This window comes from Streptomyces sp. NPDC091281, from assembly GCF_044757425.1.
GTDB lineage: Bacteria > Actinomycetota > Actinomycetes > Streptomycetales > Streptomycetaceae > Streptomyces.
In genome coordinates this window covers 219,403-243,922 of the sequence record NZ_JBIVUY010000015.1, presented here as the reverse complement: position 1 = coordinate 243,922, position 24,520 = coordinate 219,403, and the positions used below count along the sequence as shown (strand labels likewise).

The window sequence follows — 24,520 nt, the reverse complement described above, 5'->3', positions numbered from 1 at the left end:
GGCCGGTCAGGGGCCGGTCAGCGGGCGGCCGGTCAGCGGTCGCGGCGCTTCTTGGACGGGTTGCGCGTACGGCGCTTCGCGCGGCGCTCGTACTGGGTGCGCGCCTCCTCGTACTCGGTGCGGTGGAGTTTCTCGCCCGGCGCCTCGACGAGGGAGCGCAGGAAGTACGCGACCAGGGAGCCCACGAAGCCGATGGTCAGCAGGGAGCGCAGGGACGCCTGGCGGTCGGGGTCGGGGCGCTTGCCGAAGCTCTCCCAGGTGTGCCGGAAGGCCAGCGCGCTGCACACCGCGAACATGACCACGAGCAGCAGCGTGACGAAGCCGCCGATGTCGGCGAGGGCGAGCCCGTCGTAGGCGAAGCGCAGGACCAGGCAGGAGACGACCGCGGCGGCGAGCGACCCCGCGGCCACGCCGACGCGCCGGGCCGCGTAGCCGCCGTCGTGTTCCAGCCAGGAGGTCCCGAAGAAGCGGAGCGGCTCGGGGCGGGGCCCGCCGGGCGTGTCTCCGCCAGGGGCCCCCGCGTCCTGGGCGGCCGGTTTCCCGCGCTCCCCGGCCGGGGAGGCCGCCGCGCTGTCCGAAGTGCCGTTCTCGTCGCTCACGGGACGATTATGGCTCCGGTCCGCGCGGGGCACCCGAGGCGGGTGGGTCGGTGGGCCCGGCAGCCGGTGAGTCGATGGGGCCGACGGTTGATAGGGCTGACGGGCGATGGGGCCGACCTTCGATGAGCCGGTGGCCGGTCGGGGGGCCGGTGCGTGACCGGACCGGCCCCCGCCGGTGGCGTCCGGGGTCAGAAGCAGCGCGAGGCCACGTAGCCGTCGCTGCCCGTGCGCACGTACGCGTCCGAGACGTACTCGCCGTTGCTGATGTTGTCCCAGATGTTCGACGTGCCGTACGGACCGCTGACCGACGTGCCCGGGGCCTGGCAGTGGATCAGGACCTTGGAGCCCTCGGGCAGGACACGGACGATGTTGTAGCCCGTGCCGGGACCGCTGCGGACGTTGAGCCGGACGCCCGGCGCGATCGGATAGAACGTCACCCCCGCGGTCGCGGCGACCGCCTGCGCCTCCGTGCCGCCCCCGGCCTCTTCCACACGCTCGACAGACATGGAAAACCTCCCCCGTTGCACCCCCATGACAGCCATGGGGCCTCGTTGATTCCCTCGAATCCCGCCACGAAACATCCGTACAGAATTCGCACACGCATGCCAGCACGTCGTTCTCTGTCTCGTACGTGCCATCGACTAGGCTCCGTGATCGCGCGCGGCCGAACAGCACGGGGGTGGTCCATGGCGCCACAGCGGAACACCGGAGCGGGCGCGGAAGCGGAACATCCCGAGTACGCGGGCCACTACCACCTGGAGTCCTGCCTCGGTTCGGGCGGCATGGGCGTGGTCCATCTCGCCCACAGCACCTCGGGGATGAAGGTCGCGGTGAAGGTCGTGCACGGCCAGTTCGCGCGAGATCCCGAATTCAGAGGGCGGTTCCGGCAGGAGATCGCGGCCGCGCGGCAGGTGAGCGGAGCGTTCACCGCACCCGTCGTGGACGCCGACCCGGAGGCCGAACGGCCCTGGATGGCCACCCTGTTCATCCCCGGCCCGACGCTGTCCGAGCATGTGAAACGGAACGGGCCCATGGGCGCCGGTGAGTTGCGGCGGCTGATGGCCGGACTCGCGGAGGCGCTGCGGGACATCCACCGGGTCGGGGTCGTGCACCGCGACCTCAAGCCGAGCAACGTGCTGCTCGCCGAGGACGGTCCGAAGGTCATCGACTTCGGGATCTCCCGGCCGAAGGACAGCGAACTGCGCACCGAGACCGGCAAGTTGATCGGCACCCCGCCGTTCATGGCGCCGGAGCAGTTCCGGCGGCCCAGGGAGGTCGGGCCCGCCGCCGACATCTTCGCGCTCGGGTCCGTGCTGGTCCACGCGGCCACCGGGCGCGGGCCGTTCGACTCCGACAGTCCGTACGTCGTCGCCTACCAGGTCGTCCACGACGAGCCGGACCTCACCGGCGTACCGGAGACCCTCGCGCCGCTCGTGCTGCGCTGCCTCGCCAAGGAGCCCGACGAGCGGCCCACGCCCGACGAGTTGATGCGCGAACTGCGCTCGGTGGCGGCCCTGTACGACACGCAGGCGTTCATACCGGAACAGCGGGCCCAGGGGGCGTCGGGCGAGGCGGAGCGGGCGGAGCAGGCGGGCGCGGAGACGGCCGGCGCGGAGCGGGGTGGCGCCGAACGGGGTGGCGCGAGGGCCGAGCGGGGGGCTTGGGCGGAGCGGGGTGGCGCGGGGGGCGTCGGTGGCGCGGGCGACGCTGGGGCGCTGTCCAGAGCTGAAGCCTCGTCCGGGGGCGATTCCGGGGCCGGGGCCAAGTTCGGGTCCGGGTCCGGGTCCGAGGTTCCGGATCAGGGGGACGCCTCCGACGCGGCCGCCGACGTGGCTGCTGCGCGCCGTCCCCGGTCCCGGGTCCGTAGGCGGCTCGCGTTGGTCGGCGGTGCGTCGGCGCTGGCGCTCGCCGGGACCGTCGCGCTCGTCGTGTGGCCCGGGGACGCGCCCGCGGCGAAGGACCCGCGCCCCCGGTCCGGGACGGCCGCGGCGCCGTTCGCCGGGTGGGAGGCGAAGCCGGTGCGCGGGGCGGTCACGGCCGTACCGCAGTGTTCGTACGGCGCCGGGAAGCTGCTCTGCGCGCAGCCCGGGACCGGCCGGTCCGGCACGGTGTTCGCGCTCGACCCGGAGCGGGGCGCCCTGCTGTGGAAGCGCACCGCTCCCGGTACGTACCGGACGGGGGCGCCGCTGCTCGCCGGGGGGCTGGTGCAGCGGCTGACCGGGCAGGACCGGCGGCTGGACGCGCTCGACCCCGGTACCGGCCGGACCGCCTGGCGGCGGGACCTGCCCGGCCACGCCGGGATGCAGACCGCGGGCGGCACCCTGCTGCTCACCGCCGCCGACGGCAAGGTCACCGGCGTCGACGGCACCTCCGGGAAGACCCGGTGGAGCCGTACCGTGCCCGGCCAGCGGGCGCCGTACTTCTCGTCGTTCGCCCGCGACCCCCTCGCGTACGCGACCAGTGTGGACGGCGGGTCCACCCGCGTCACCGCCGTCGACCCGGCCACCGGCGACGTCCGCTGGGACGCCCGGCTGGACGGCGCGCTGAAGCTCGTCGGGAGCCAGGACGGGAGGGTGTACCTCCTGTCGGCCGACCCGGCGGGCGAGTTCACCGACGCCGTGGTGCGCTACGACCCCGGCACGCGGCGGACGCGCCGGGTGGACCTGCCGGTGCCGCGCCCCGACCCGGCGGCCGGGGTGCACGGGGACACCGTGTACCTCATGTCCACCGGCGGCGCGCTGGAGGCGGTCGACATGACCGCCGGGAAGCGGACGTGGCAGGTCGAGACCTCGGTGAGCCGCGGTTCGGCGCCCGCGGCCGACGCCCGGCACGTCTACGTGAGCGCGCCGGACGGGCGGCTCCTCGCCGTGGCGGCCCGCGACGGACGGCTGCTGGGGCAGACGCGGGCCCGGTTCGGCGCGGAGTCCGACCAGGTGGCCGGGTTCCTGCCCGCGCCGCTGGTGGTCGGCGGGCGGGTGTACGCGGGAGCGCCGGACGGCACGGTGTTCGCGGTGGACGGACGCGAACCGGCCGGCTGGTGAGCCCGCGACGACCGGCCCTGGCGGGGACGGTCGGCCTCGCACCGCTGTCCGGGGCGGACGGACGTCGGAGCGAGCGCGGAGACGGACGACGGGACGGGTGAGGGGCCGCATCCGAAGAACGGACACGGCCCCTCGACAGTTCCCGGCGGTCACCGGTTCCTGACGCTCGGTGAATTCCGGTTCGGCGCCGAGCCGTTCCGGGGCGCGGCCTGAGCCGCCTCCGACCGCCTCCGACCGCCGACCGGCCGTCAGCCCAGCTTCGACACGTCCCGCACGGCGCCCTTGTCGGCGCTGGTCGCCATCGCGGCGTACGCGCGCAGGGCGGCCGAGACCTTGCGGGTGCGGTCCTTCGGCGCGTAGGCACCGTTCAACGCCTGCTCCCGCCGGGCGAGTTCCGCGTCGTCGACGAGCAGCTCGATCGTGCGGCCCGGGATGTCGATGCGGATGCGGTCGCCGTCCTCAACGAGGGCGATCGTGCCGCCGGAGGCCGCCTCGGGCGAGGCGTGGCCGATGGACAGGCCCGACGTGCCGCCGGAGAAACGGCCGTCCGTGATGAGCGCGCACGTCTTGCCGAGACCGCGGCCCTTGAGGAAGGAGGTCGGGTAGAGCATCTCCTGCATGCCGGGGCCGCCCTTGGGGCCCTCGTAGCGGATGACCACGACGTCGCCGTGGGTGATCTGTTTGTTGAGGATCTTCTCGACGGCCTCCTCCTGCGACTCGCAGACGACCGCCGGGCCCTCGAAGGTCCAGATCGACTCGTCCACACCGGCCGTCTTCACGACGCAGCCGTCCACGGCGAGGTTGCCGCGCAGGACCGCCAGGCCGCCGTCCTTGGAGTACGCGTGCTCGGCGGAACGGATGCAGCCGCCCTCGGCGTCGTCGTCCAGGGCCTCCCAGCGCTCCGACTGGGAGAAGGCCTCGGCGGAGCGCACGCAGCCGGGCGCCGCGTGCCACAGTTCGACCGCCTCGGGGCTGGGCGAGCCGCCGCGGACGTCCCAGGTCTTCAGCCAGTCCGCCAGGGAGGGGCTGTGGACGGCGTGCACGTCCTCGCGCAGCAGGCCCGCGCGCTGGAGTTCGCCGAGCAGCGCGGGGATGCCGCCCGCGCGGTGCACGTCCTCCATGTAGTACGTGCGGTCCTTCGCGACGTTGGGCGCCACCTTGGCCAGGCAGGGCACCCGGCGCGACACCGCGTCGATCTCGTGCAGGCCGAACGGGACGCCCGCCTCCTGGGCCGCCGCCAGCAGGTGCAGGATCGTGTTGGTCGAGCCGCCCATCGCGATGTCCAGCGCCATGGCGTTCTCGAACGCGGCGAAAGTGGCGACGTTGCGCGGGAGGACCGTCTCGTCGTCCTGGTCGTAGTAGCGGCGGGTGATGTCCATGACCGTGCGCGCGGCGTCGACGTAGAGCCGGCGGCGCGCGGTGTGGGTGGCCAGGACCGAGCCGTTGCCGGGGAGGGAGAGGCCGATGGCCTCGGTGAGGCAGTTCATCGAGTTGGCCGTGAACATGCCGGAACAGCTGCCGCAGGTCGGGCAGGCGTTCTCCTCGATGCGGAGGATGTCCTCGTCGGAGATCTTGTCGTTGACGGCGTCGGAGATCGCGTCGACCAGGTCGAGCGTACGGACGGTGCCGTCCACGAGGGTCGCGCGCCCGGACTCCATCGGGCCGCCGGAGACGAACACCGTCGGGATGTTCAGCCGCAGGGCCGCCATGAGCATGCCCGGGGTGATCTTGTCGCAGTTGGAGATGCAGACCAGGGCGTCCGCGCAGTGCGCCTCGACCATGTACTCCACGCTGTCGGCGATCAGGTCGCGCGAGGGCAGGCTGTAGAGCATGCCGCCGTGGCCCATGGCGATGCCGTCGTCCACGGCGATGGTGTTGAACTCGCGCGGGATGCCCCCGGCCTCGGTGATCGCCTCGCTGACGATCCGGCCGACCGGCTGGAGGTGCGTGTGACCGGGGACGAACTCGGTGAAGCTGTTGGCGACCGCGATGATCGGCTTACGGCCGATGTCCGCACCGGGTACACCGGAGGCGCGCATCAGGGCGCGGGCGCCCGCCATGTTGCGGCCGTGGGTGACTGTGCGGGACCTCAGCTCGGGCATCGTCGCTCGCTCCTTCAGCCGGATGGGCTGTGAGACAGATGAAGACAGGAAGACATACAGGGCAGTAACGAGCGTACGCCCGTCATCCAGGGACCGGGACGGGGTGTCCGGAATGCGGGACGTGAGTCTCGCGCGCGGGGAGACTCACGCGCGCGGGGTGGCCGTACGGGGTGGGCGGCGCGCGCGGGGCGTGGGGTGAGTGTGTGACGCGCGTGATGGCCGTACGAGGCGTGCGGCGCGCGGGTCGTGCGTGCGGTGAGCGTGTGTGGCGCGCGCGGTGGCTGTCACGGCCCGGTGAGGTGTCCCTGGACCACGGGGGCCAGGCGCGCGACGATCTCGTCGACCTCCGCCGACGCCAGCGGCTCCACCTTGATCACGTAGCGCAGCATCGCCGTGCCGACCAGCTGGGCCGCCGCCAGCTCGGCGCGCAGCTCGGCCTGCGGGAGGTCGAGCCGGGAGGCCACGACGCGGGTCAGGCGCGCGACCACGAGGCCGCGGAAGACGGCCGCCGCGGTGTCGTTGGTGACCGCCGACCGGACGACGGCGAGGAGCGGCCTCCGGGTGGCCGGGTTCTCCCAGACGCCGAGGACGAAGCGGGTCAGGCGCTCGCCGACGCCGTCCAGGGGGCCGTCGGCGATCGCGTCCGGCGCGGCGAGCGCGGGCGCGAAAAGGACCTCCACGGCGGCCGCGAAGACCTTCTCCTTGGTGCCGAAGTAGTGGTGCACGAGGGCCGCGTCGACGCCGGCGGCCTTGGCGATGCCCCGCACCGACGTCTTCTCGTAGCCGCGCTCGGAGAACTCCTCGCGGGCCGCGGCCAGGATGCGGTCGCGGGTGTCGGCGGACGCCGCGCGCGGGGGCCGTCCCCGGCGGCGCGCTCCGGCGTCGGTCACGGGCGGGGCACCTTCACGGCGGACGCCAGGTGCAGCCGGGTGAAGGCCAGCGCCTCCGCGAGGTCGGCCTCACGTTCGGCGCCGGACATCGCGCGCCGGGTGTTGACCTCGATGACGACGTGCCCGTCGAAGCCGGTCGCGGCGAGCCGCTCCAGCAGTTCGGCACAGGGCTGCGCGCCCCGGCCGGGCACCAGGTGCTCGTCCTTGGCCGAGCCGTTGCCGTCGGCGAGGTGCACGTGCCCGAGCCGGTCGCCCATCCGCTCGAACATGTCCATGGCGTCCGTACGGGACGTGGCGGCGTGGCTGAGATCGATCGTGAAGTGCCGGTAGTCGTCCTGGGTGACGTCCCAGTCGGGGGCGTACGCGAGCATCTCGCGGTCCCGGTAGCGCCAGGGGTACATGTTCTCGACGGCGAACCGTACGTCCGTCTCGTCGGCCATCCGCCAGACGCCCTGGACGAAGTCGCGCGCGTACTGGCGCTGCCAGCGGAACGGGGGGTGGACGACGACGGTGCTCGCGCCGAGCTTCTCCGCCGCCGCGCGCGCCCGCTGGAGCTTGATCCACGGGTCGGTGGACCAGACCCGCTGGGTGATGAGGAGGCAGGGGGCGTGCACGGCCAGGATCGGCATGCGGTGGTAGTCGCTGAGGCGGCGCAGCGCCTCGACGTCCTGGCTGACGGGGTCGTTCCAGACCATGACCTCGACGCCGTCGTACCCGAGGCGCGCGGCGATCTCGAAGGCCGTCGCCGTCGACTCCGGATACACCGAGGCCGTCGACAGGGCGACCTTCGCATCCGGGATGCGCACCACTGGATCTGCCACGAGGGACAGGGTACGGGCCGACACGGGACGCCGGGGAGCGGGTGGCGGAGGTGCGCCGGGGGGGCGAGGCGCAACGGGGTACGGCCGAGTACGGAACCGGCCGACGCGCGCGAGGGCGACGCGGAACGGGGCACGCGCGCGAGGGGTGCGACGCGAACGGCTCGCGCGCGGGACGCACGTAGCGGCGCGTGGGACGGACGGGACGTAAGAGAACGGCGTACGCGCGCGGCGTGCGAGGCGCGTGGGGCCGCGGGATCGGTCCGCCCCGCCGGGCCGCGGGGTCAGTCTGCCCGCATGTGGTCCAGTCGGCGGAGGATCACGCCCTCGCGGAGCGCCCACGGGCAGACCTCCAGGGTCTCCACGCCGAAGAGGTCCATCGCGCCCTCGGCGACGATCGCCCCGGCCAGGAGCTGGGCCGCGCGGCCCTCGGAGACGCCGGGCAGCTCGGCGCGCTGGGCGGCCGTCATACCGGCCAGGCGGGGCACCCACGCCTCCAGGGACTCCCGCTTCAGCTCGCGCTGCACGTAGGGGCCGTCGGCGGACCGGGCGGCCCCGGCGAGCCGGGCGAGCTGCTTGAACGTCTTCGAGGTGGCGACCACGTGGTCGGGGGTGCCGAAGCGGGTGAACTCGCCGACGGTACGGGCGATCTGGGCGCGCGCGTGCCGCCGCAGCGCGCGTATGGCGTCGGGGCCGGGCGGGTCGCCGGGGAGCCAGCCCGCGGTGAGGCGGCCCGCGCCGAGCGGCAGGGAGACGGCCGCGTCGGGTTCCTCGTCGATGCCGTAGGCGATCTCCAGGGAGCCGCCGCCGATGTCCAGGACGAGCAGTTTCCCGGCCGACCAGCCGAACCAGCGGCGGGCCGCAAGGAAGGTCAGGCGGGCCTCCTCCTCCCCGGTGAGCACCTGCAGCTCGACACCGGTCTCGGCCCGCACGCGCGCGAGGACGGCGTCCGCGTTCCCGGCCTCGCGGACGGCGGAGGTGGCGAACGGGAGCACGTCCTCGACGCCCTTGTCCTCGGCGGCCTGGAGCGCCTCCTGGATGACGGCGATGAGGCGGTCGACGCCCTCCGGGCCGATCGCGCCGTCCGCGTCGAGCAGTTCGGCCAGCCGCAGTTCCACCTTGAAGGAGTGCGCGGGCACCGGGCACGCGCCGGGGTGCGCGTCCACCACCAGCAGGTGCACCGTGTTCGATCCCACGTCGAGGACACCGAGTCTCATGGGGGAAACGCTACTGCCACCGGTCCTGGCCCCGGCCCCCGGTACGCATGCCGAGACGGTCCCTTTGCCCGGCGCGGGCGACTTACCCTTGGGGGCGTGCCCAAGACGAAAAAGGCAAACAAGCCAGGCGACGCGAACACCCCGATTGCCGACAGGACCGACAAGTCCGGCAAAGCCGAGAAGAACGGCAGGTCGGACGCGGTCGCCGCGCGGGTGAAGGTCGGGAGGCCCGGGAAGAGCGGGAAGAACGACAAGAAGGGCCGCAAGGCGCTCGCCGCGGACGAGAAGGGCCTGGACTTCGCGCGCGCGTGGGTGGAGTTCCCCGACCCGGCGGACGACGAACAGGTCTTCCGGTGCGACCTGACCTGGCTGACCTCCCGCTGGACGTGCATCTTCGGCAGCGGCTGCCAGGGCATCCAGGCCGGCCGCGCGGACGACGGCTGCTGCACCCTGGGCGCGCACTTCTCCGACGAGGACGACGAGAAGCGGGTCGCCGGGCACGTCGCGCGGCTCACGCCGGACATCTGGCAGCACCACGCGGAGGGGCAGCGCGGCGGCTGGATCGCGGAGGACGAGGAAGGCTCGCGGCAGACGCGCCCGTTCAACGGCTCGTGCATCTTCCAGAACCGGCCGGGCTTCGCGGGCGGCGCGGGCTGCTCGCTGCACATCCTCGCCCTCAAGGAGGGACGCGAGCCGCTGGAGACCAAGCCGGACGTCTGCTGGCAGCTCCCGGTGCGGCGGACGTACGACTGGATCGACCGGCCGGACGACACGCGCGTGCTCCAGGTGTCGATCGGCGAGTACGACCGGCGCGGCTGGGGTCCGGGCGGTCACGACCTGCACTGGTGGTGCACGTCGGCGACGTCGGCGCACGGCGCGGGCGACCCGGTGTACGTGTCCTACCGGCCCGAACTGACCGAGCTGATGGGCAAGGCGGGCTACGACCGGCTGGTCGAGCTGTGCGAGGAGCGGCTGGCCTCGCAGTTGCCGCTGCTGGCACCGCACCCCGCCGATCCGGTCCCTGCGCCGTCACCGGCCCCGGCATCGGCGGCGGGGCTTTCGGCACCGGAGGGGCTTGCGGCGCCGGAGGGGCTTGCGGCGCCGGAGGGGCTTCGGGAGTCCCGCGGGTAGTTCCCCGGTCCTTCCCGGGGCCGTCTCCGGGCCGCTGTCACGACGTGGACGGGCTCGGGTCGCTGCTCTCGCCGTCGGGCGGCGTGGTGCTCTCCGAGGGCGCCGGGGACGACTCCACCGGGGTGGGCGTGGGCTCCGGGTCCGTCGAGGGCGGCGGGCTGCTGGGGCCGGGATCGGTGGAGGGCGGGGCCGTGGGCGTCGGCTCCGGGTCGGTCGAGGGCTGCGGGTCGCCGGGCCCGCCGTTGCCCGGGGCGGGCGTGGTCGGGGCGGGAGCGGCGCCGTGGCCGTCGATGGAGACGACGGCGCCCGCCGGGGCGACCGCCACGCGCGCGTGCCAGTACCCGGCGGGCTCGCGTCCGTGATCGACCAGGACGCGCACCGTGACCGACTCGCCGGGCCGCAGGGTGCCCGTGGAGCGGCTGAGGTGGAGCCAGGCGGCGCCGGTGGTGGCCGACCAGCGGACCGGACCGTCCTCGTCGGCGGGCACGCTCAGCGTGATCAGCGTGGTGTCGCCGCTGGTGGCCGCCTTCACCGTGAGATGGCCCTCGCCCCGGTCGCCGAGCCCAGGGACGCTGATGACCTCCACCGACACGTCGGACTTCCCCGCCCCGCGCCCCTTGCCCGGTCTGGAGCTGGCGTTCCCCGCGTTCTGGTAGCCGGTCGCGGCCGGGCCGTCGAGGCTGTCCGGGCCCTGCGCCTCGCTGGCGGTGGGCGCGCGGCCGTCGGTGCCGTCGGCGGTCGGGGTGCCCCGGTAGGCCGCCCAGAGCGCGAACACCGGGGCGGCCACGACGGTGGCGACGACCGTGGTGGTCACCGCACGCGCGCGCAGGCGGTCGCGCCGGGCGGCACGGTCCTTGGGGTCCATCGGGAAGCCGCGCCGGTCGAAGCGCGGGACGGCCGCCCCTCGCGCGCGGGGGCCGTGCGCCAGGGCACCGCGCAGGGCCGCGCGGGGCGCCTCCAGGACGGGCAGTTCGGCGGGCGTGACCCCGGCACCGGGCCAGCGGCCGGGCACCGCGCGCTCGGCGGCCCGGCGGCAGCGGGGGCAGTCGTCGACGTGCCGGACGAGTTCGCGGCGCAGCGCCGCGCTCAGCACGAGCTGGTGGTCGCCCGTGAGACGCGCCACACCGGGGCAGCCGCCCGTCTCGACGACGGCGAGCGCCGCGCGCGTGCGCTCCACCTCGCAGGCGGCCGAGGCGAGCAGTTCGCGGGCGGCGGCGAGGTCGAGCCCGAGGACGGCGCCCACCTCGTGGGCGGCGAGCTGGTGACGTACGGCGAGTTCGAGCGCCTCGCGCTGCTCGGGGGTGGTCCCGGCAGCCTCCGGCCAGGCCAGCAGGGCGAGTTCGCGACGGCGGCGCTGCTGGACGTCGTCAGGGACGGGCGGGGCGGGCCGTACGCCGCTCTCCCGGTGCGCGCCGTGGCGGCCCGCGGCGTGCGTGCCCTGGCGCTTCTGGCGGGCCTCGGTGAGCTTGCGCAGGCAGGACCAGCGGGCGAGCGCGTACAGCCAGGCCCGGCGGTCCCCGGCGGCGTCCGGGACGCGCTGGCCGCGCCGCTCGGCGAGCGCAAGGACGTCACCGAGGGCCGCGGTGGCCGTGTCGTGGTCGCACAGGACCGAGAGGCAGTAGGTGAACAACCCGTCCAGGTAGGGCTCGTAGCGCGCGGGCGGGTGCTGCGCCGGCGTGCGCGCCGGAGTACGGTCACGCGCCTCCCTGTGCGCCCGGTGTGCGCCGGTCGTGCGGGTCGGGGTCTCCGGACTGCTGCTCATCACCCGTGCGACCGTAGGCGCCGCCGAACCGCCTCTTCTGCCCCCTTGAGTCCTTTTAATCCGTACGGGTGAAACGATCCCTCATAAGGGGACAGGAACCCCGGTTCCCATGGCCCGTTCGTGACGGGGCGTGGCTGATTCACCGGGGGTGGGGTGCGCGCGACGGGGGTCACACCCGGAACGCCGCGCCCTCCGTGCGCCGGTTCGGGGCGGGCGGAGGCGCGTCGGGGGTGGGGCCGGGGTGCCGCGGGTGTAGGTCCGGGGTGGCGAGGGTGTGGGTCCGGAGCCCGTCAGCCGCGGGTCCCGGCAGGGGCGCCCGGCCCGTCCCCGGTCGGCTCTGTCCACAGGCCCGGCCGGTTGTCGGTGGCGGCGGCTACGGTTTCCCCATGGCTGCCCGTACGAAGACCACCAAGGACCGTCCGTCCTACCGCTGCACCGAGTGCGGCTGGCAGACGGCCAAGTGGCTCGGCCGCTGCCCCGAGTGCCAGGCCTGGGGGACGGTCGAGGAGTACGGCGCGCCCGCCGTGCGGACGACCGCGCCGGGCCGGGTCACCACCTCCGCGCTGCCCATCGGCCAGGTCGACGGCCGCCAGGCCACCGCCCGCCCCACCGGCGTCCCCGAGCTGGACCGCGTCCTGGGCGGCGGGCTGGTCCCCGGCGCGGTCGTCCTGCTCGCCGGGGAACCGGGCGTGGGGAAGTCGACCCTCCTGCTCGACGTGGCCGCCAAGTCGGCGAGCGACGAGCACCGCACGCTCTACGTCACCGGCGAGGAGTCCGCGAGCCAGGTCCGGCTGCGGGCCGACCGCATCGGCGCCCTCGACGACCACCTGTATCTCGCGGCGGAGACCGATCTCGCCGCCGTCCTCGGCCACTTGGACGCGGTGAAGCCGTCCCTGCTGATCGTGGACTCGGTGCAGACGGTCGCCTCCCCCGAGATCGACGGGGCGCCGGGCGGCATGGCCCAGGTCCGCGAGGTGGCGGGCGCCCTCATCCGCGCCTCCAAGGAGCGCGGCATGTCCACCCTCCTCGTGGGCCATGTCACCAAGGACGGCGCGATCGCCGGACCGCGCCTCCTGGAACACCTCGTGGACGTCGTCCTGAGCTTCGAAGGTGACCGGCACGCGCGCCTGCGCCTCGTCCGCGGCGTCAAGAACCGCTACGGCGCCACCGACGAGGTCGGCTGCTTCGAACTGCACGACGAGGGCATCACGGGCCTCGCCGACCCGAGCGGACTTTTCCTGACACGACGTGACGAACCGGTCCCCGGGACCTGCCTGACCGTCACCCTGGAGGGCCGCCGCCCGCTGGTCGCCGAGGTCCAGGCGCTCACCGTCGACTCGCAGATCCCCTCCCCGCGCCGCACGACGTCCGGCCTGGAGACCTCCCGCGTCTCGATGATGCTCGCCGTGCTGGAGCAGCGCGGCCGGATCAGCGCGCTCGGCAAGCGGGACATCTACTCCGCGACGGTCGGCGGCGTGAAGCTCTCCGAGCCCGCCGCCGACCTAGCGATCGCCCTCGCCCTGGCCTCCGCGGCGAGCGACACCCCGCTGCCCAAGAACCTGGTCGCGATCGGCGAAGTGGGCCTCGCGGGCGAGGTCAGACGGGTCACGGGCGTGCAGCGCAGACTCAGCGAGGCCCACCGCCTGGGCTTCACCCACGCGCTCGTACCGGGCGATCCGGGCAAGGTCCCGCCGGGGATGAAGGTCCTCGAAGTGGCCGACATGGGGGACGCCCTGCGGGTCCTGCCGCGCTCACCTCGCCGAGACGCCCCACGGGACCAGGAGCAGCGCCGGTAGACTTTGCCCTGGTCTCACCCGTCCGTACGAACCGAGTACGCGAAACGGGAGCGCCCCAGAACCTGTGACCGGAGGAGTGCAGTGGCAGCCAACGACCGGGCGGCGACTCCCGGAAAGTCCGGCGGGAGTGCCGGTGCCGAGGCCCTGATGCGGGCCGCGCTCAGCGCGGTGGCCCCCGGCACGGCCCTGCGGGACGGCCTGGAGCGCATCCTGCGCGGCAACACCGGCGGCCTCATCGTGCTGGGCTCCGACAAGACCGTCGAGGCGATGTGCACGGGCGGCTTCGTCCTGGACGTCGAGTTCGCGGCGACCCGGCTGCGCGAGCTGTGCAAGCTCGACGGCGGCATCGTGGTCTCCTCCGACCTGTCGAAGATCCTGCGGGCCGGCGTCCAGCTGGTGCCCGACCCGACGATCCCCACCGAGGAGACCGGCACCCGGCACCGCACCGCGGACCGGGTCAGCAAGCAGGTCGGCTTCCCGGTCGTCTCGGTCTCCCAGTCCATGCGCCTGATCGCCCTCTACGTCGACGGTCAGCGCCGGGTCCTGGAGGACTCCGCGGCGATCCTCTCCCGCGCCAACCAGGCCCTCGCCACCCTGGAGCGCTACAAGCTCCGCCTCGACGAGGTCGCGGGCACGCTGTCGGCGCTGGAGATCGAGGACCTCGTGACGGTCCGGGACGTCTCCGCCGTCGCCCAGCGCCTGGAGATGGTCCGCCGGATCGCCACCGAGATCGCCGAGTACGTGGTCGAACTCGGCACCGACGGCCGCCTGCTGGCCCTCCAGCTCGACGAGCTGATCGCGGGCGTGGAACCCGAACGCGAGCTGGTCGTCCGGGACTATGTGCCGGAGCCGACGGCCAAGCGTTCCCGCACCGTCGACGAGGCGCTGTACGAGCTCGACGCGCTCAGCCACGCCGAGCTGCTCGAACTCTCCACGGTGGCACGCGCGTTGGGCTACACGGGCTCCCCCGAAGCACTGGACTCTGCGGTGTCGCCGCGCGGGTTCCGGCTGCTGGCCAAGGTGCCCCGGCTGCCCGGCGCGATCATCGACCGCCTGGTGGAGCACTTCGGCGGCCTCCAGAAGCTCCTCGCGGCGAGCGTCGACGACCTCCAGACGGTCGACGGCGTCGGCGAGGCCCGCGCGCGCAGCGTCCGCGAAGGCCTGTCACGCCTGGCCGAGTCGTCGATCCTGGAGCGGTACGTCTGACCGGAGGCGTCGGGCTGCACGGAGCGAACCGCCTATACGGAACGCTCCGTCCAGGTAGTGCGGCTCGCCCGGCATGCGGTGAAACGGCCGGTCGTGGGGTGGACCGGGCGGTGGAGCGGGCCCACGCGACGGTGAGGCGCGAGCCCCACGACCGCGACCGCGCTCAGTCCTCTTCCAGCACGAACGACGTCTGCGCCGTCGAGAACCCCGGCGCCTTCGCCTCGACCAGGTAGGTCCCCGGCTTCGCCGTCCCCGCCGGAGGCGTGGCGCACTCCGGCGCGCTCGGCTTGCGGTCCCACTTCACGGTGTACGTGAAGGTCTCCCCGGCCGGGACGCGGTACAGCAGGCTCGCGGCGCCCTTGGGGCAGTCCGCAGAGGCCCAGTAGTCGTCGTCCCCGCCCGCCTGAGTGATCGTCAACAGCGTCTTCTTCGGGCCGAGATCGACCTTGCAGTCGCTGCCGGAGGTGTTCTTCGCGGTCAGCCGGAAGGTGGGCGCCTCGCCGGGCGCGTAGGTGTTGCGGACGCTGCGCAGGCTCAACGACACCACACCGGGCGTGCAGTTGGGGAGCGTCGTACCGGCGGGCAGCGTCGTGCTCGACCCGCTGCCGTTGGCGCCGTCGTCCGTGCCGCCCGAACCGGCCGCGCCGCCACCGGAGTCCGCGCCGCCGGAGCCCGCACCTGCACCGGCCGCCGTGCCCTCACCGGAACCCGAGCCGCCACCCGAACCCGACCCCGATCCGGAACCCGAGCCGGACCCGCCGGAACCCTCGTCGTCCGACTCGTCGCGTCCGCCGGGGTTCTGACTGATCGCGGGCCCCGACCCGGACGGTCCCGGCGTGATGGACGACGCGGGATTCTTGCCGTCGGAGCCGTCCGCGCCGTTTCTGCCGCCACCACCGCCCGAGGTCACGATCCAGGTGACCAGCAGCGCCAACAGGGCGAGCACGGACACGATGACGACCCTCCGACGCCAGTAGATGGAGGAGGGAAGCGGCCCGACCGGATTGCGCAGAGATCCCACGGCGCAAACTGTACGAGAGATCGTCGCCCCACCCGGCCCCACCCGCCGCCTGGAGCACAACTTTTCCGGATCATCATCCCGGACAGCGGCGCCCCACAGCCCACTTGAGCCTCCGACCCACCTCGCCGGTCGCAGGACGTGACGACGAACCGTCAGATGCGCACGGAGGGTGAGAAGTCACTCCTTCGCATTCGCGGCCCTTGCACCTCTGGCCACGCCTCGGCCTCGTCCCGCCCGCGCCTCAGTCCGCGCCCGCGCCTCAGTCCGCCTCGGACGCGGCCGGGCGCCACCCCTCCCCCTTCGGCCACCCGCGGACGCCACACGCGGGCGCGACCCGTACCGATGTCACCGGCCACGCGCGCGCTGCACAGACCTTGCGCGCCGCCCACGCCACGCGCGTCGTACGGCGCACGACACCGGCCGCGCTCCCGCCGCTCGGCCGCTCCGAGTGGCGGTATGCGCGCGTGCCCGCCCGCGCATGGCAGGATCGGGAGGCCATGACTGCCCCCACGAAGCCCCCGCACAGCAGCCCCGCCGACGCCGCCTCCGGCCCGTCCCTCGGAGAGCAGTCGTCCCCCGGCGCGACCACCGACCCCACGCACGACGCCTCCGCCGATGCCACGCCCGGCCCCGGGACCGGCACCACGGTCGGTCCCGCGCCCGGCGGGCCGGTCGATCCCACGGCCGGACCGGCCTCCGGCGCGCACCTGCACACCCCGGTCATCGACTGGTTCGAGGACCACGCGCGCGACCTGCCCTGGCGGCGCCCCGAGGCCGGTGCCTGGGGCGTGATGGTCAGCGAGTTCATGCTCCAGCAGACGCCCGTCAGCCGCGTCCTGCCGGTCTACGAGCAGTGGCTCGCCCGCTGGCCGCGCCCCGCCGACCTCGCCGCGGACGCCCCCGGCGAGGCCGTGCGCGCGTGGGGCCGGCTCGGCTACCCGCGGCGCGCGCTGCGGCTGCACGGCGCCGCGGTCGCCATAACGGAACGGCACGGCGGCGACGTACCGTCCGACCACGCCCAGCTGCTGGCGCTGCCCGGCATCGGCGAGTACACCGCCGCGGCCGTCGCCTCGTTCGCGTACGGGCAGCGGCACGCCGTCCTGGACACCAACGTCCGCCGTGTGTTCGCGCGGGCCGTCACCGGCGTGCAGTACCCGCCGAACGCGACCACCGCCGCCGAGCGGAAGCTGGCCCGCGCGCTGCTCCCCGAGGACGAGGCGACCGCCGCGCGGTGGGCCGCCGCGTCGATGGAGCTGGGTGCCCTGGTCTGCACCGCGAAGAACGAGACGTGCCACCGGTGCCCGATCACCGCGCAGTGCGCCTGGCGGCTCGCGGGCAAGCCGGACCACGAGGGACCGCCGCGCCGGGGACAGACGTACGCCGGGACGGACCGGCAGGTCCGCGGCAAGCTGCTCGCCGTCCTGCGCGACGCGCACACGCCCGTGCCGCAGGCCGTCCTGGACCGGGTGTGGCACGAGCCCGTACAGCGCGCGCGGGCCCTGGACGGCCTCGTCGCGGACGGCCTGGTGGAACCCCTGCCCGGCGGCCTCTACCGGCTGCCCCTCACCTGACACGACGCGAGGCCACCCACCACCCGACGTCCCGACGTCCCGACGTCCCGACGTCCCGACGTGCCTCGCGCGCGATGCGCGTTCCACGCGCGTACGGCCGCAGCCGGACACCTCGTCCACGGCTGCGGCCGCACTTCTTCACAGCCGTGAACGGCCCTCTGTCACATGTCCCGTGGGCATAAAAACCACCAAACCCTGCCCAGAGGGTGCCGCTCTTTACCCCGGACCTACTTCCGTTACACAACCGACGGACAGCCGAGTGCTAGCCGCAGGCTGCCTCGGACAGTGCCGTGACAACCGCTCCGTAGCTTCTCTTCCGTGCCCGGGACGGCACGAGCGAGAGACCCAGGCAGGACACACCGACAGGGACCAGCCCGTCGGTACGGGGACACGGAGGCGGTTGATATGGCGCAGGGCGAGGTGCTCGACTTCGAGGAGTACGTCCGCACCCGGCAGGACGCGCTGCTGCGCAGCGCCCGCCGGCTGGTCCCGGACCCGGTCGACGCCCAGGACCTGCTCCAGACGGCCCTGGCCCGGACGTACGGCCGCTGGGACGGCATCGCGGACAAGCGCCTGGCCGACGCGTACCTGCGCCGGGTCATGATCAACACCCGGACCGAGTGGTGGCGGGCCCGCAAGCTGGAGGAAGTGCCCACCGAGCAGCTCCCGGACGCCTGCGTGGACGACGCCACCGAGCAGCACGCGGACCGCGCCCTCCTGATGGACGCCATGAAAGTTCTCGCTCCGAAGCAGCGCAGCGTCGTGGTGCTGCGACACTGGGAGCAGATGTCCACCGAGGAGACCGCCGCCGCCCTGGGCATGTCGGCGGGAACGGTCAAGAGCACGCTGCACCGGGCGCTCGCCCGCCTCCGCGAGGAGCTGGAGGCCCGCGACCTGGACGCACGCGCGCTGGAGCGTGAGGAGCGGGAGCGTTGCGCGGCGGCCTGACAGAGGCCGGGCCCCCGGCGGCCCGAGGCGCTTATCCGGCGGCGATCACGGCAGTGGCCGGGCTCGCCGCCCTCGGCCTTTTCGTGTCCTCCTGCGGAACCGGCGGCACGGGCGCGCGCGACGAGGGCCCGGCGCACGCGGACGTCGTGAGCGGCGCGACCAACGCGCCGACGGCCGCCGCCACCCCGGGGCCCGACCGTGAGGGGGCCGTCCGCATCGTGAAGGACGACCCGGCGGTCTCGGCGGAGGTCCGACGCGACCTCCAGCCCTGCGTGGGCGACGAGTACCCGGTGGACGTGTCCTACGGCCAACTGACCGGCGGCCCCGGCAGCGACGTGGTGATCAACGTGCTGACCTGCGGCGACGCGGTCGGCGTCGGCTCGTACGTGTACCGGGAGACCGACGGCCGCTACGAGAACGTGTTCAAGGACGAGGACCCCCCGGTCTACGCCGAGATAGACCGGGGCGACCTGGTCGTGACCAAGCAGGTGTACGAGAAGGGCGATCCGGTCTCCAGCCCGTCCGGCGAGAACGTGATCACGTACCGGTGGTCGTCCGCGGGCCGCTTCGTCAAGGAGTACAGCTGGCACAACGACTACAGCAGCGTGGTCGGGTCGGAGCCCACGGCACCGGTCGACGACGGCGGCTGAACGCGGCGGGAGCGGCCGACCGGGAGCGGGGGGCGGCGGGGACCGGGGCTGACGGGGCCGCGTTCGGTGGGGCCGAGTTCGCTGAGGCCGGGTTCGGTGGGGCCGTGGCCGCGAGGCGGGCAGCAGTGGCAGCCGGTCGGTGGGGCGGGAAAAATCTCCGGCAGAAAGTTCGTCGTGGCGTGAACCGATCGGGCCGGTCGGACCGATGAACGGGTGGAGACCACGGACAGCGGGAAAGCGGCGGACCGCCGGATGAACGCTCCGGGCGCTCCCGGCGTCCCCCCAAGGGAACACCGACAGCGGATCGACAGCCGCGCCCTGGATACCCATGACCTTCACGTACGACCTTCACGAGGACTGAGAGCACCGGGATGGCAGACCAGACACACGTCCTGTTCGTCGAGGACGACGACGTCATCCGCGAGGCCACCCAGCTCGCCCTGGAGCGGGACGGCTTCGTGGTCACGGCCATGCCCGACGGCCTGTCCGGCCTGGAGGCGTTCCGCGCCGACCGGCCCGACATCGCCCTGCTCGACGTGATGGTGCCGGGACTGGACGGGGTGAGCCTGTGCCGACGCATCCGCGACGAGTCGACAGTGCCAGTGATCATGCTCTCCGCGCGCGCCGACTCCATCGACGTCGTCCTCGGCCTGGAGGCGGGCGCCGACGACTATGTGACCAAGCCGTTCGACGGCGCCGTCCTGGTCGCGCGCATCCGCGCGGTGCTGCGCCGCTTCGGCCACGCGGGCGGCAACGACCGGGGCGAGCCCGACACCTCCCCCGTCGGCGGTGTGCTGACCTTCGGAGACCTGGAGGTCGACACCGAAGGCATGGAGGTACGCCGATCGGGGCGCCCGGTCGCCCTCACCCCGACCGAGATGCGGCTGCTGCTGGAGTTCTCCTCCGCGCCGGGCACGGTGCTCTCCCGCGACAAACTGCTCGAACGGGTGTGGGACTACGGCTGGGGTGGTGACACCCGCGTCGTCGACGTCCACGTCCAGCGGCTGCGGACGAAGATCGGCCAGGACCGGATCGAGACGGTCCGCGGCTTCGGCTACAAGCTGAAGGCCTGAGCGGACGGGGATGCGGGGGATGTTGCGGCACCTGGTTCCGGTCCGCGTGGAGCGCGCGGGCATCCGTTCCGGACTGCGGTGGAAGCTCAGCGCGGCCATCGCGTTCGTCGGCGCCCTGGTGGCGATCGTGCTCAGCCTGGTCGTGCACAACGCGGCCCGGGTCTCCATGCTGGACAACGCGCGCGACCTGGCCGACGAGCGCGTCCAGATCGCCCAGCGCAGCTACGAGCTGTCCGGCCGCCCCAACTTCCCGAACATCAAGATCGACGACCCGGCTCTCCCGGCCGAGCTGCGGAAGAAGGTCCGCGAAGGACGCCGGGCGACGTTCGTCTCCGACCACGGGGGCGAGGCACCCGACATCTGGGCGGCGGTGCCCGTGAAGGGCGGCCACGTCCTGTCGCTGCACACCGGCTTCACCGACCGCAGCACCGACATCCTCAACGACCTCGACCAGGCCCTGGTGATCGGCTCGATCGCTGTCGTCCTCGGAGGCAGCGCGCTCGGCGTGCTCATCGGCGGTCAGCTCTCCCGTCGGCTGCGCAAGGCGGCGGCCGCCGCCAACCAGGTCGCCAAGGGCGACACGGACGTGCGGGTGAGGGACGCCATCGGCGGGGTGGTCAGCGACGAGACCGACGACCTGGCCAGCGCCGTGGACGCGCTGACGGACGCGTTGCAGCAGCGCCTGGAGGCCGAGCGCCGCGTCACCGCGGACATCGCGCACGAGCTGCGTACGCCCGTGACGGGACTGCTCACCGCCGCCGAACTGCTGCCCCCGGGACGGCCCACCGAGCTGGTCCTGGACCGGGCCAAGGCGATGCGCACCCTCGTCGAGGACGTCCTGGAGGTGGCCCGCCTCGACGGTGCCTCCGAGCGGGCGGAACTCCAGGACATCCTGCTGGGCGAGTTCGTCACCCGGCGGGTCGCGGCCAAGGACCCGGAGATCGAGGTGCGCGTGGTGCACGAGTCGATGGTCACCACCGACCCACGGCGCCTGGAGCGCGTGCTGTTCAACCTGCTCGCCAACGCCGCCCGGCACGGCAAGCCGCCGATCCAGGTCACCGTGGAGGGCCGGGTCATCCGGGTCCGCGACCACGGCCCCGGTTTCCCCGAGAACCTCCTGGAAGAAGGCCCGAGCCGGTTCCGCACCGGCAGCAGCGACCGGGCGGGCCACGGCCACGGCCTCGGCCTGACCATCGCCGCCGGACAGGCCCGCGTCCTGGGCGCCCGCCTGACCTTCCGCAACGTCAGACCCACCGGCACCCCGGAACACGTCCCGTCCGAGGGCGCCGTAGCCGTCCTCTGGCTCCCCGAACACGCCCCCACCAACACAGGCAGCTACCCGACCCTGCCGTAACAACGGGCCCCCGCCCCCGTCAGGGGCGCGGGGAACCGCGCACCCAGCCCCGACCTCCCCGCACACACCCACGGACGCCCACCCCCACCCACCTCAGGGGCGCGGGGAACTGCGCGACCAGCCCCCACCCACCCGCACCCGCAAACTCCACCTGCTTCCCTCCCCCCGCCTCCCCTCCTCCCCCACACACGGGGAAAGGCCCCCGGAGGCGGACACCACCCGAGGGCCTTCCTGACAGAACCCCGCCCACGCAAGGCGGATCTCCGCGCGAGGCGGATCAGACCGGCTCGACGACCGGAGGCCGCACGGCCTCCCCTTCCGCGTCCTTCGCCCCGGGCGCAGCCCCCCGCAGGGGCACCTCCTTGACGAAGAACGCGGCCACCAGCCCGATCACCGTCACCGCCGCCCCCAGCACGAACGCCGCGTGCGTACCGTCCGACACCGCGAACTGGTAGGCCTCCCGCGCCGCCGCCGGCAGCTTCGCGAGGCTCGCCGCGTCCAGCTGCGCGGACTGCTCGGTCACCTTGGACCCCAGCGCACCGGCCCGCTCGGACATGACGTCCTGGACCCGGCTGTTGAACAGCGCGCCCATGATCGCGACACCGAAGGAGGACCCGAGCGTACGGAACAGCGTGGCCGAGGAGGACGCGACGCCCATGTCCTTCATCTCGACGCTGTTCTGCGCGACCAGCATGGTGATCTGCATCAGGCAGCCCATACCCAGACCGACCACGGCCATGAAGACACCCGAGGTGAAGCGGGAGGTGTCGGTGTCCATGGTCGACAGCAGGTAGAGCCCGATGGTCATCAGCACGCCGCCGAGGATCGGGAAGATCTTGTAGCGGCCGCTGTTGGTGGTGATCCGGCCCACGACCAACGAGGTCAGCAGCATCGCGCCCAGCATCGGCAGGAGCAGCAGCCCCGAGTTGGTGGCCGACGCGCCCTGCACGGACTGCTGGTACAGCGGCAGGAAGAGCGTCGCACCGAACATCACGAAGCCGGTGATGAAGCCGATGATCGACATCAGGGTGAAGTTGCGGCTGCGGAAGATGTGCAGCGGCAGGATCGGCTCGGAGGCCCTGGTCTGCCAGAACACGAAGCCGACGAGGGCGGCGACACCGATGCCGATCAGTTCCATGATCCGCGCGGAGGACCAGGCGTACTCCGTGCCGCCCCAGGTGGTGACGAGGACGATGGAGGTGATGCCGACGGTCAGCAGGATCGCGCCGAGGTAGTCGATCCGGGCCTGCGAGCGCTTCTTCGGCAGGTGCAGGACCGCGGTGATCAGGCCGAGGGCGACGATGCCGAGCGGCAGGTTGATGTAGAAGGCCCAGCGCCAGCCGAGGTGGTCGGTGATGGTGCCGCCGACGAGAGGTCCGCCGATCATCGCGATCGCCATGACGCCGGCCATCATGCCCTGGTACTTGCCGCGCTCCCGCGGCGGGACCAGGTCACCGATGATCGCCATGACGCCGACCATCAGACCGCCCGCGCCGAGACCCTGCACAGCGCGGAAGGCGATGAGCTGGCTCATGTCCTGCGCCATGCCGCTCAGCGCCGAACCGATCAGGAAGATCACGATCGAGGCGAGGAAGGCGCCCTTGCGCCCGTACATGTCGCCGATCTTGCCCCAGAGCGGGGTGGAGGCGGCCGTCGCGAGGGTGTAGGCCGTGACCACCCACGACAGGTGTTCGAGGCCGCCCAGTTCGCCGACGATCGTGGGCATCGCGGTGCCGACGATCATGTTGTCGAGCATCGCGAGCATCATGGTGATCATGAGCGCGAGGATCACGACCCGCACGCTCTGGGGCTGCTTCTCCTGCGCTTCCGTGCCGTCGCCGCCCCCGGAACGGCCGGTGCCGCCGGTGCCCGGCGCTTTGGTCTGTGTGTCCGCCATCGTTTCTCACTCCCCCAGAGCAGCCACTTACTTGCCGCCCGGCTAGTTCACTACACTGGAGGAAGTTAGACCCCGAACTAGCCGGGCGTCAAGTAAGTTCGATGCGGGTGGCGGGTAAGTTTTTCTTACCGGGAGCGGCCCCGGTTTCGGCGGCGGCACGAGGAGTACGAGGATGGACGTCACCATGGACGGCACGAAGCAGCAGCGCCGGGGCAACACCCGTCAGCGCATCCAGGACGTGGCCCTCGAACTCTTCGCCGAGCAGGGCTACGAGAAGACGTCGCTCCGCGAGATCGCCGAACGTCTGGAGGTCACGAAGGCGGCGCTGTACTACCACTTCAAGACCAAGGAAGAGATCATCGTCAGCATCTTCGCGGACCTGACGAGGCCGATCGGTGATCTGATCGAGTGGGGGCGGCAGCAGCCCAGCACCCTGGAGACCAAGCACGAGATCGTGCGCCGCTACAGCCAGGCACTGAGCGAGGCCATGCCGCTCTTCCGTTTCATGCAGGAGAACCAGGCGACCGTGCGCGAGCTGGAGATCGGCGACACCTTCAAGAACCGCATGCGCGACCTGCGGGACATCATCATCGACCAGGACGCCCCCCTCACCGAGCAGGTGCGCGGCGTGAGCGCCCTGGTGACGCTCCACGCGGGCGTGCACTTCCTCCAGGACGTCGAAGGCGACCCCGAGGACAAGCGCAAGGCCGTCCTGGAGGTCGCCACCGATCTGATCACCCGGGCCCATCAGGGCTCGCGGTCGTCCTGACCGCCGGGGGTCGTCACCGTCCTCAGACGGTCACGCCCTTGCCTCGGAGGAACTTGACCGGGTCGATCGCCGAACCGTAGTTGGCGGTCGTACGGATCTCGAAGTGCAGGTGCGGGCCGCTGGAGTTGCCCGTGTTGCCGGACAGGGCGATGCGCTGACCGGTCTTGACGATCTGGCCGACCTTCACCTTCACCTTGGACAGGTGGGCGTACTGCGAGTAGACGCCGTTCGCGTGCTTGATCACGACGGCGTTGCCGTAGGCCGGACCGTCACCGGCGCCGTTGCCGCCGGCCTTGACGACCTTGCCGCCGTGGGCGGCAAAGACCTTGGTGCCGCTCGGGACGGCGAAGTCCTGGCCGCTGTGGGTGGAGTTCCACATGTTGCCGGCCTGGGCGAAGCTGGCGGACAGCTTGTACTTCTTGACCGGGTCGACCCAGCTCGGGGCCTTCTTGGCCGGAGCCTTCTTGGCCACCGGGGCGGCCTTCACGACGGAGGCGGTCTGCGCCGCGGGGGCCGCGGTCTTGGCCTGGGGGGCGACGGCGGACGCCACTCCGGTCCCCAGCACGACCGAGGCGCCGACTGCGACGGCGCCGACGGCCACGCGGGAGCGGAGCTTGGGCGTACGGGAAGAACGGAACGTGACGTGCTGGAACATCGAAACCTCATGAGGCCGGG

Annotated in this window: 19 protein-coding genes and 1 pseudogene; 10 read left to right on the top strand and 10 right to left on the bottom strand. The window is 73.1% G+C overall.

Features of this window, described 5'->3' with window-relative positions:
- Positions 1-32 precede the first annotated feature (32 nt).
- Positions 33-599: an EamA/RhaT family transporter gene (locus ACIQPQ_RS33025; RefSeq protein ID WP_401311320.1), complete on the bottom strand. Its 567-nt coding sequence runs from the start codon at positions 597-599 to the stop codon at positions 33-35.
- 188 nt (positions 600-787) lie between these two features.
- The gene (locus tag ACIQPQ_RS33020; RefSeq protein ID WP_383772135.1) at positions 788-1,105 is read right to left on the bottom strand and encodes an SH3 domain-containing protein; all 318 of its coding nucleotides are present in this window, start codon (positions 1,103-1,105) and stop codon (positions 788-790) included.
- Between the two features lie 180 nt (positions 1,106-1,285).
- On the opposite strand from ACIQPQ_RS33020, the gene ACIQPQ_RS33015 reads away from it, so the two are divergent.
- On the top strand, positions 1,286-3,640 hold the full coding sequence (locus ACIQPQ_RS33015) for a PQQ-binding-like beta-propeller repeat protein (protein WP_401311317.1): 2,355 nt from the start codon (positions 1,286-1,288) through the stop codon (positions 3,638-3,640).
- A gap of 248 nt (positions 3,641-3,888) precedes the next feature.
- Here the strand turns inward: ACIQPQ_RS33015 and ilvD are convergent, their stop codons facing one another.
- From ilvD to ACIQPQ_RS32995, 4 genes are all read right to left on the bottom strand, one after another.
- Complete coding sequence (gene ilvD / locus ACIQPQ_RS33010) at positions 3,889-5,742, bottom strand: dihydroxy-acid dehydratase (RefSeq protein ID WP_401311314.1); 1,854 nt, start codon at positions 5,740-5,742, stop codon at positions 3,889-3,891.
- A 284-nt stretch (positions 5,743-6,026) separates the two neighbouring features.
- Positions 6,027-6,632, bottom strand: a complete 606-nt coding sequence (locus tag ACIQPQ_RS33005) for a TetR family transcriptional regulator (RefSeq protein WP_383772131.1) — start codon at positions 6,630-6,632, stop codon at positions 6,027-6,029.
- Positions 6,629-7,453, bottom strand: coding sequence for a sugar phosphate isomerase/epimerase family protein (locus ACIQPQ_RS33000; RefSeq protein WP_383772129.1), 825 nt, complete (start codon positions 7,451-7,453; stop codon positions 6,629-6,631). The genes ACIQPQ_RS33005 and ACIQPQ_RS33000 overlap by 4 nt, the downstream gene beginning before the upstream one ends.
- 281 nt (positions 7,454-7,734) lie before the next feature.
- Positions 7,735-8,667, bottom strand: a complete 933-nt coding sequence (locus ACIQPQ_RS32995; protein ID WP_401311310.1) for a Ppx/GppA family phosphatase — start codon at positions 8,665-8,667, stop codon at positions 7,735-7,737.
- Positions 8,668-8,880: 213 nt separating this feature from the next.
- Here ACIQPQ_RS32995 and ACIQPQ_RS32990 point away from each other — a divergent pair.
- Positions 8,881-9,684 (top strand): annotated as a pseudogene (locus ACIQPQ_RS32990) (hypothetical protein); the annotation flags it as partial.
- A 151-nt stretch (positions 9,685-9,835) separates the two neighbouring features.
- Here ACIQPQ_RS32990 and ACIQPQ_RS32985 read toward each other — a convergent pair.
- On the bottom strand, positions 9,836-11,560 hold the full coding sequence (locus tag ACIQPQ_RS32985; protein WP_401311308.1) for a hypothetical protein: 1,725 nt from the start codon (positions 11,558-11,560) through the stop codon (positions 9,836-9,838).
- A gap of 386 nt (positions 11,561-11,946) precedes the next feature.
- On the opposite strand from ACIQPQ_RS32985, the gene radA reads away from it, so the two are divergent.
- Both radA and disA read left to right on the top strand, forming a co-directional pair.
- Entirely contained in the window at positions 11,947-13,356 is a 1,410-nt protein-coding gene (radA, locus tag ACIQPQ_RS32980) for a DNA repair protein RadA (protein WP_383772123.1), read from the top strand.
- 81 nt (positions 13,357-13,437) lie between these two features.
- On the top strand, positions 13,438-14,562 hold the full coding sequence (disA, locus tag ACIQPQ_RS32975; RefSeq protein ID WP_383772121.1) for a DNA integrity scanning diadenylate cyclase DisA: 1,125 nt from the start codon (positions 13,438-13,440) through the stop codon (positions 14,560-14,562).
- A gap of 163 nt (positions 14,563-14,725) precedes the next feature.
- On the opposite strand, the gene ACIQPQ_RS32970 is transcribed toward disA, so the two are convergent.
- Positions 14,726-15,583: a hypothetical protein gene (locus ACIQPQ_RS32970; protein WP_401311305.1), complete on the bottom strand. Its 858-nt coding sequence runs from the start codon at positions 15,581-15,583 to the stop codon at positions 14,726-14,728.
- A 497-nt stretch (positions 15,584-16,080) separates the two neighbouring features.
- On the opposite strand from ACIQPQ_RS32970, the gene ACIQPQ_RS32965 reads away from it, so the two are divergent.
- From ACIQPQ_RS32965 to cseC, 5 genes are all read left to right on the top strand, one after another.
- The gene (locus ACIQPQ_RS32965) at positions 16,081-17,154 is read left to right on the top strand and encodes an A/G-specific adenine glycosylase (protein ID WP_401311303.1); all 1,074 of its coding nucleotides are present in this window, start codon (positions 16,081-16,083) and stop codon (positions 17,152-17,154) included.
- A 405-nt stretch (positions 17,155-17,559) separates the two neighbouring features.
- Entirely contained in the window at positions 17,560-18,102 is a 543-nt protein-coding gene (locus ACIQPQ_RS32960; RefSeq protein ID WP_383772115.1) for a SigE family RNA polymerase sigma factor, read from the top strand.
- A complete protein-coding gene (locus tag ACIQPQ_RS32955; RefSeq protein WP_401311300.1) occupies positions 18,087-18,752 on the top strand; it encodes a hypothetical protein in 666 nt (221 codons plus the stop codon). Before ACIQPQ_RS32960 ends, ACIQPQ_RS32955 begins: the two co-directional genes overlap by 16 nt.
- Before the next feature lie 371 nt (positions 18,753-19,123).
- Entirely contained in the window at positions 19,124-19,825 is a 702-nt protein-coding gene (gene cseB / locus ACIQPQ_RS32950; RefSeq protein ID WP_401311297.1) for a two-component system response regulator CseB, read from the top strand.
- Between the two features lie 10 nt (positions 19,826-19,835).
- Complete coding sequence (cseC, locus tag ACIQPQ_RS32945) at positions 19,836-21,179, top strand: two-component system sensor histidine kinase CseC (RefSeq protein ID WP_383772109.1); 1,344 nt, start codon at positions 19,836-19,838, stop codon at positions 21,177-21,179.
- 277 nt (positions 21,180-21,456) lie between these two features.
- Here cseC and ACIQPQ_RS32940 read toward each other — a convergent pair whose 3' ends face one another.
- Positions 21,457-23,076: an MDR family MFS transporter gene (locus tag ACIQPQ_RS32940; protein WP_401311294.1), complete on the bottom strand. Its 1,620-nt coding sequence runs from the start codon at positions 23,074-23,076 to the stop codon at positions 21,457-21,459.
- 172 nt (positions 23,077-23,248) lie between these two features.
- On the opposite strand from ACIQPQ_RS32940, the gene ACIQPQ_RS32935 reads away from it, so the two are divergent.
- Entirely contained in the window at positions 23,249-23,845 is a 597-nt protein-coding gene (locus tag ACIQPQ_RS32935) for a TetR/AcrR family transcriptional regulator (protein WP_383772105.1), read from the top strand.
- Positions 23,846-23,867: 22 nt separating this feature from the next.
- Here ACIQPQ_RS32935 and ACIQPQ_RS32930 read toward each other — a convergent pair whose 3' ends face one another.
- Positions 23,868-24,500, bottom strand: a complete 633-nt coding sequence (locus ACIQPQ_RS32930) for a M23 family metallopeptidase (RefSeq protein ID WP_383772103.1) — start codon at positions 24,498-24,500, stop codon at positions 23,868-23,870.
- Positions 24,501-24,520: the final 20 nt, after the last annotated feature.

What these genes read in the sequence shown, in the direction of transcription:
- ACIQPQ_RS33020 (WP_383772135.1), bottom strand. Translation starts at nt 1,105, where the DNA reads ATGTCTGTCGAGCGTGTGGAAGAGGCCGGGGGCGGCACGGAGGCGCAG.
- ACIQPQ_RS33015 (WP_401311317.1), top strand. Translation starts at nt 1,286, where the DNA reads ATGGCGCCACAGCGGAACACCGGAGCGGGCGCGGAAGCGGAACATCCC.
- ilvD (WP_401311314.1), bottom strand. Translation starts at nt 5,742, where the DNA reads ATGCCCGAGCTGAGGTCCCGCACAGTCACCCACGGCCGCAACATGGCG.
- ACIQPQ_RS32995 (WP_401311310.1), bottom strand. Translation starts at nt 8,667, where the DNA reads ATGAGACTCGGTGTCCTCGACGTGGGATCGAACACGGTGCACCTGCTG.
- ACIQPQ_RS32985 (WP_401311308.1), bottom strand. Translation starts at nt 11,560, where the DNA reads ATGAGCAGCAGTCCGGAGACCCCGACCCGCACGACCGGCGCACACCGG.
- radA (WP_383772123.1), top strand. Translation starts at nt 11,947, where the DNA reads ATGGCTGCCCGTACGAAGACCACCAAGGACCGTCCGTCCTACCGCTGC.
- ACIQPQ_RS32965 (WP_401311303.1), top strand. Translation starts at nt 16,081, where the DNA reads ATGACTGCCCCCACGAAGCCCCCGCACAGCAGCCCCGCCGACGCCGCC.
- ACIQPQ_RS32960 (WP_383772115.1), top strand. Translation starts at nt 17,560, where the DNA reads ATGGCGCAGGGCGAGGTGCTCGACTTCGAGGAGTACGTCCGCACCCGG.
- cseB (WP_401311297.1), top strand. Translation starts at nt 19,124, where the DNA reads ATGGCAGACCAGACACACGTCCTGTTCGTCGAGGACGACGACGTCATC.
- cseC (WP_383772109.1), top strand. Translation starts at nt 19,836, where the DNA reads ATGCGGGGGATGTTGCGGCACCTGGTTCCGGTCCGCGTGGAGCGCGCG.
- ACIQPQ_RS32940 (WP_401311294.1), bottom strand. Translation starts at nt 23,076, where the DNA reads ATGGCGGACACACAGACCAAAGCGCCGGGCACCGGCGGCACCGGCCGT.
- ACIQPQ_RS32935 (WP_383772105.1), top strand. Translation starts at nt 23,249, where the DNA reads ATGGACGTCACCATGGACGGCACGAAGCAGCAGCGCCGGGGCAACACC.
- ACIQPQ_RS32930 (WP_383772103.1), bottom strand. Translation starts at nt 24,500, where the DNA reads ATGTTCCAGCACGTCACGTTCCGTTCTTCCCGTACGCCCAAGCTCCGC.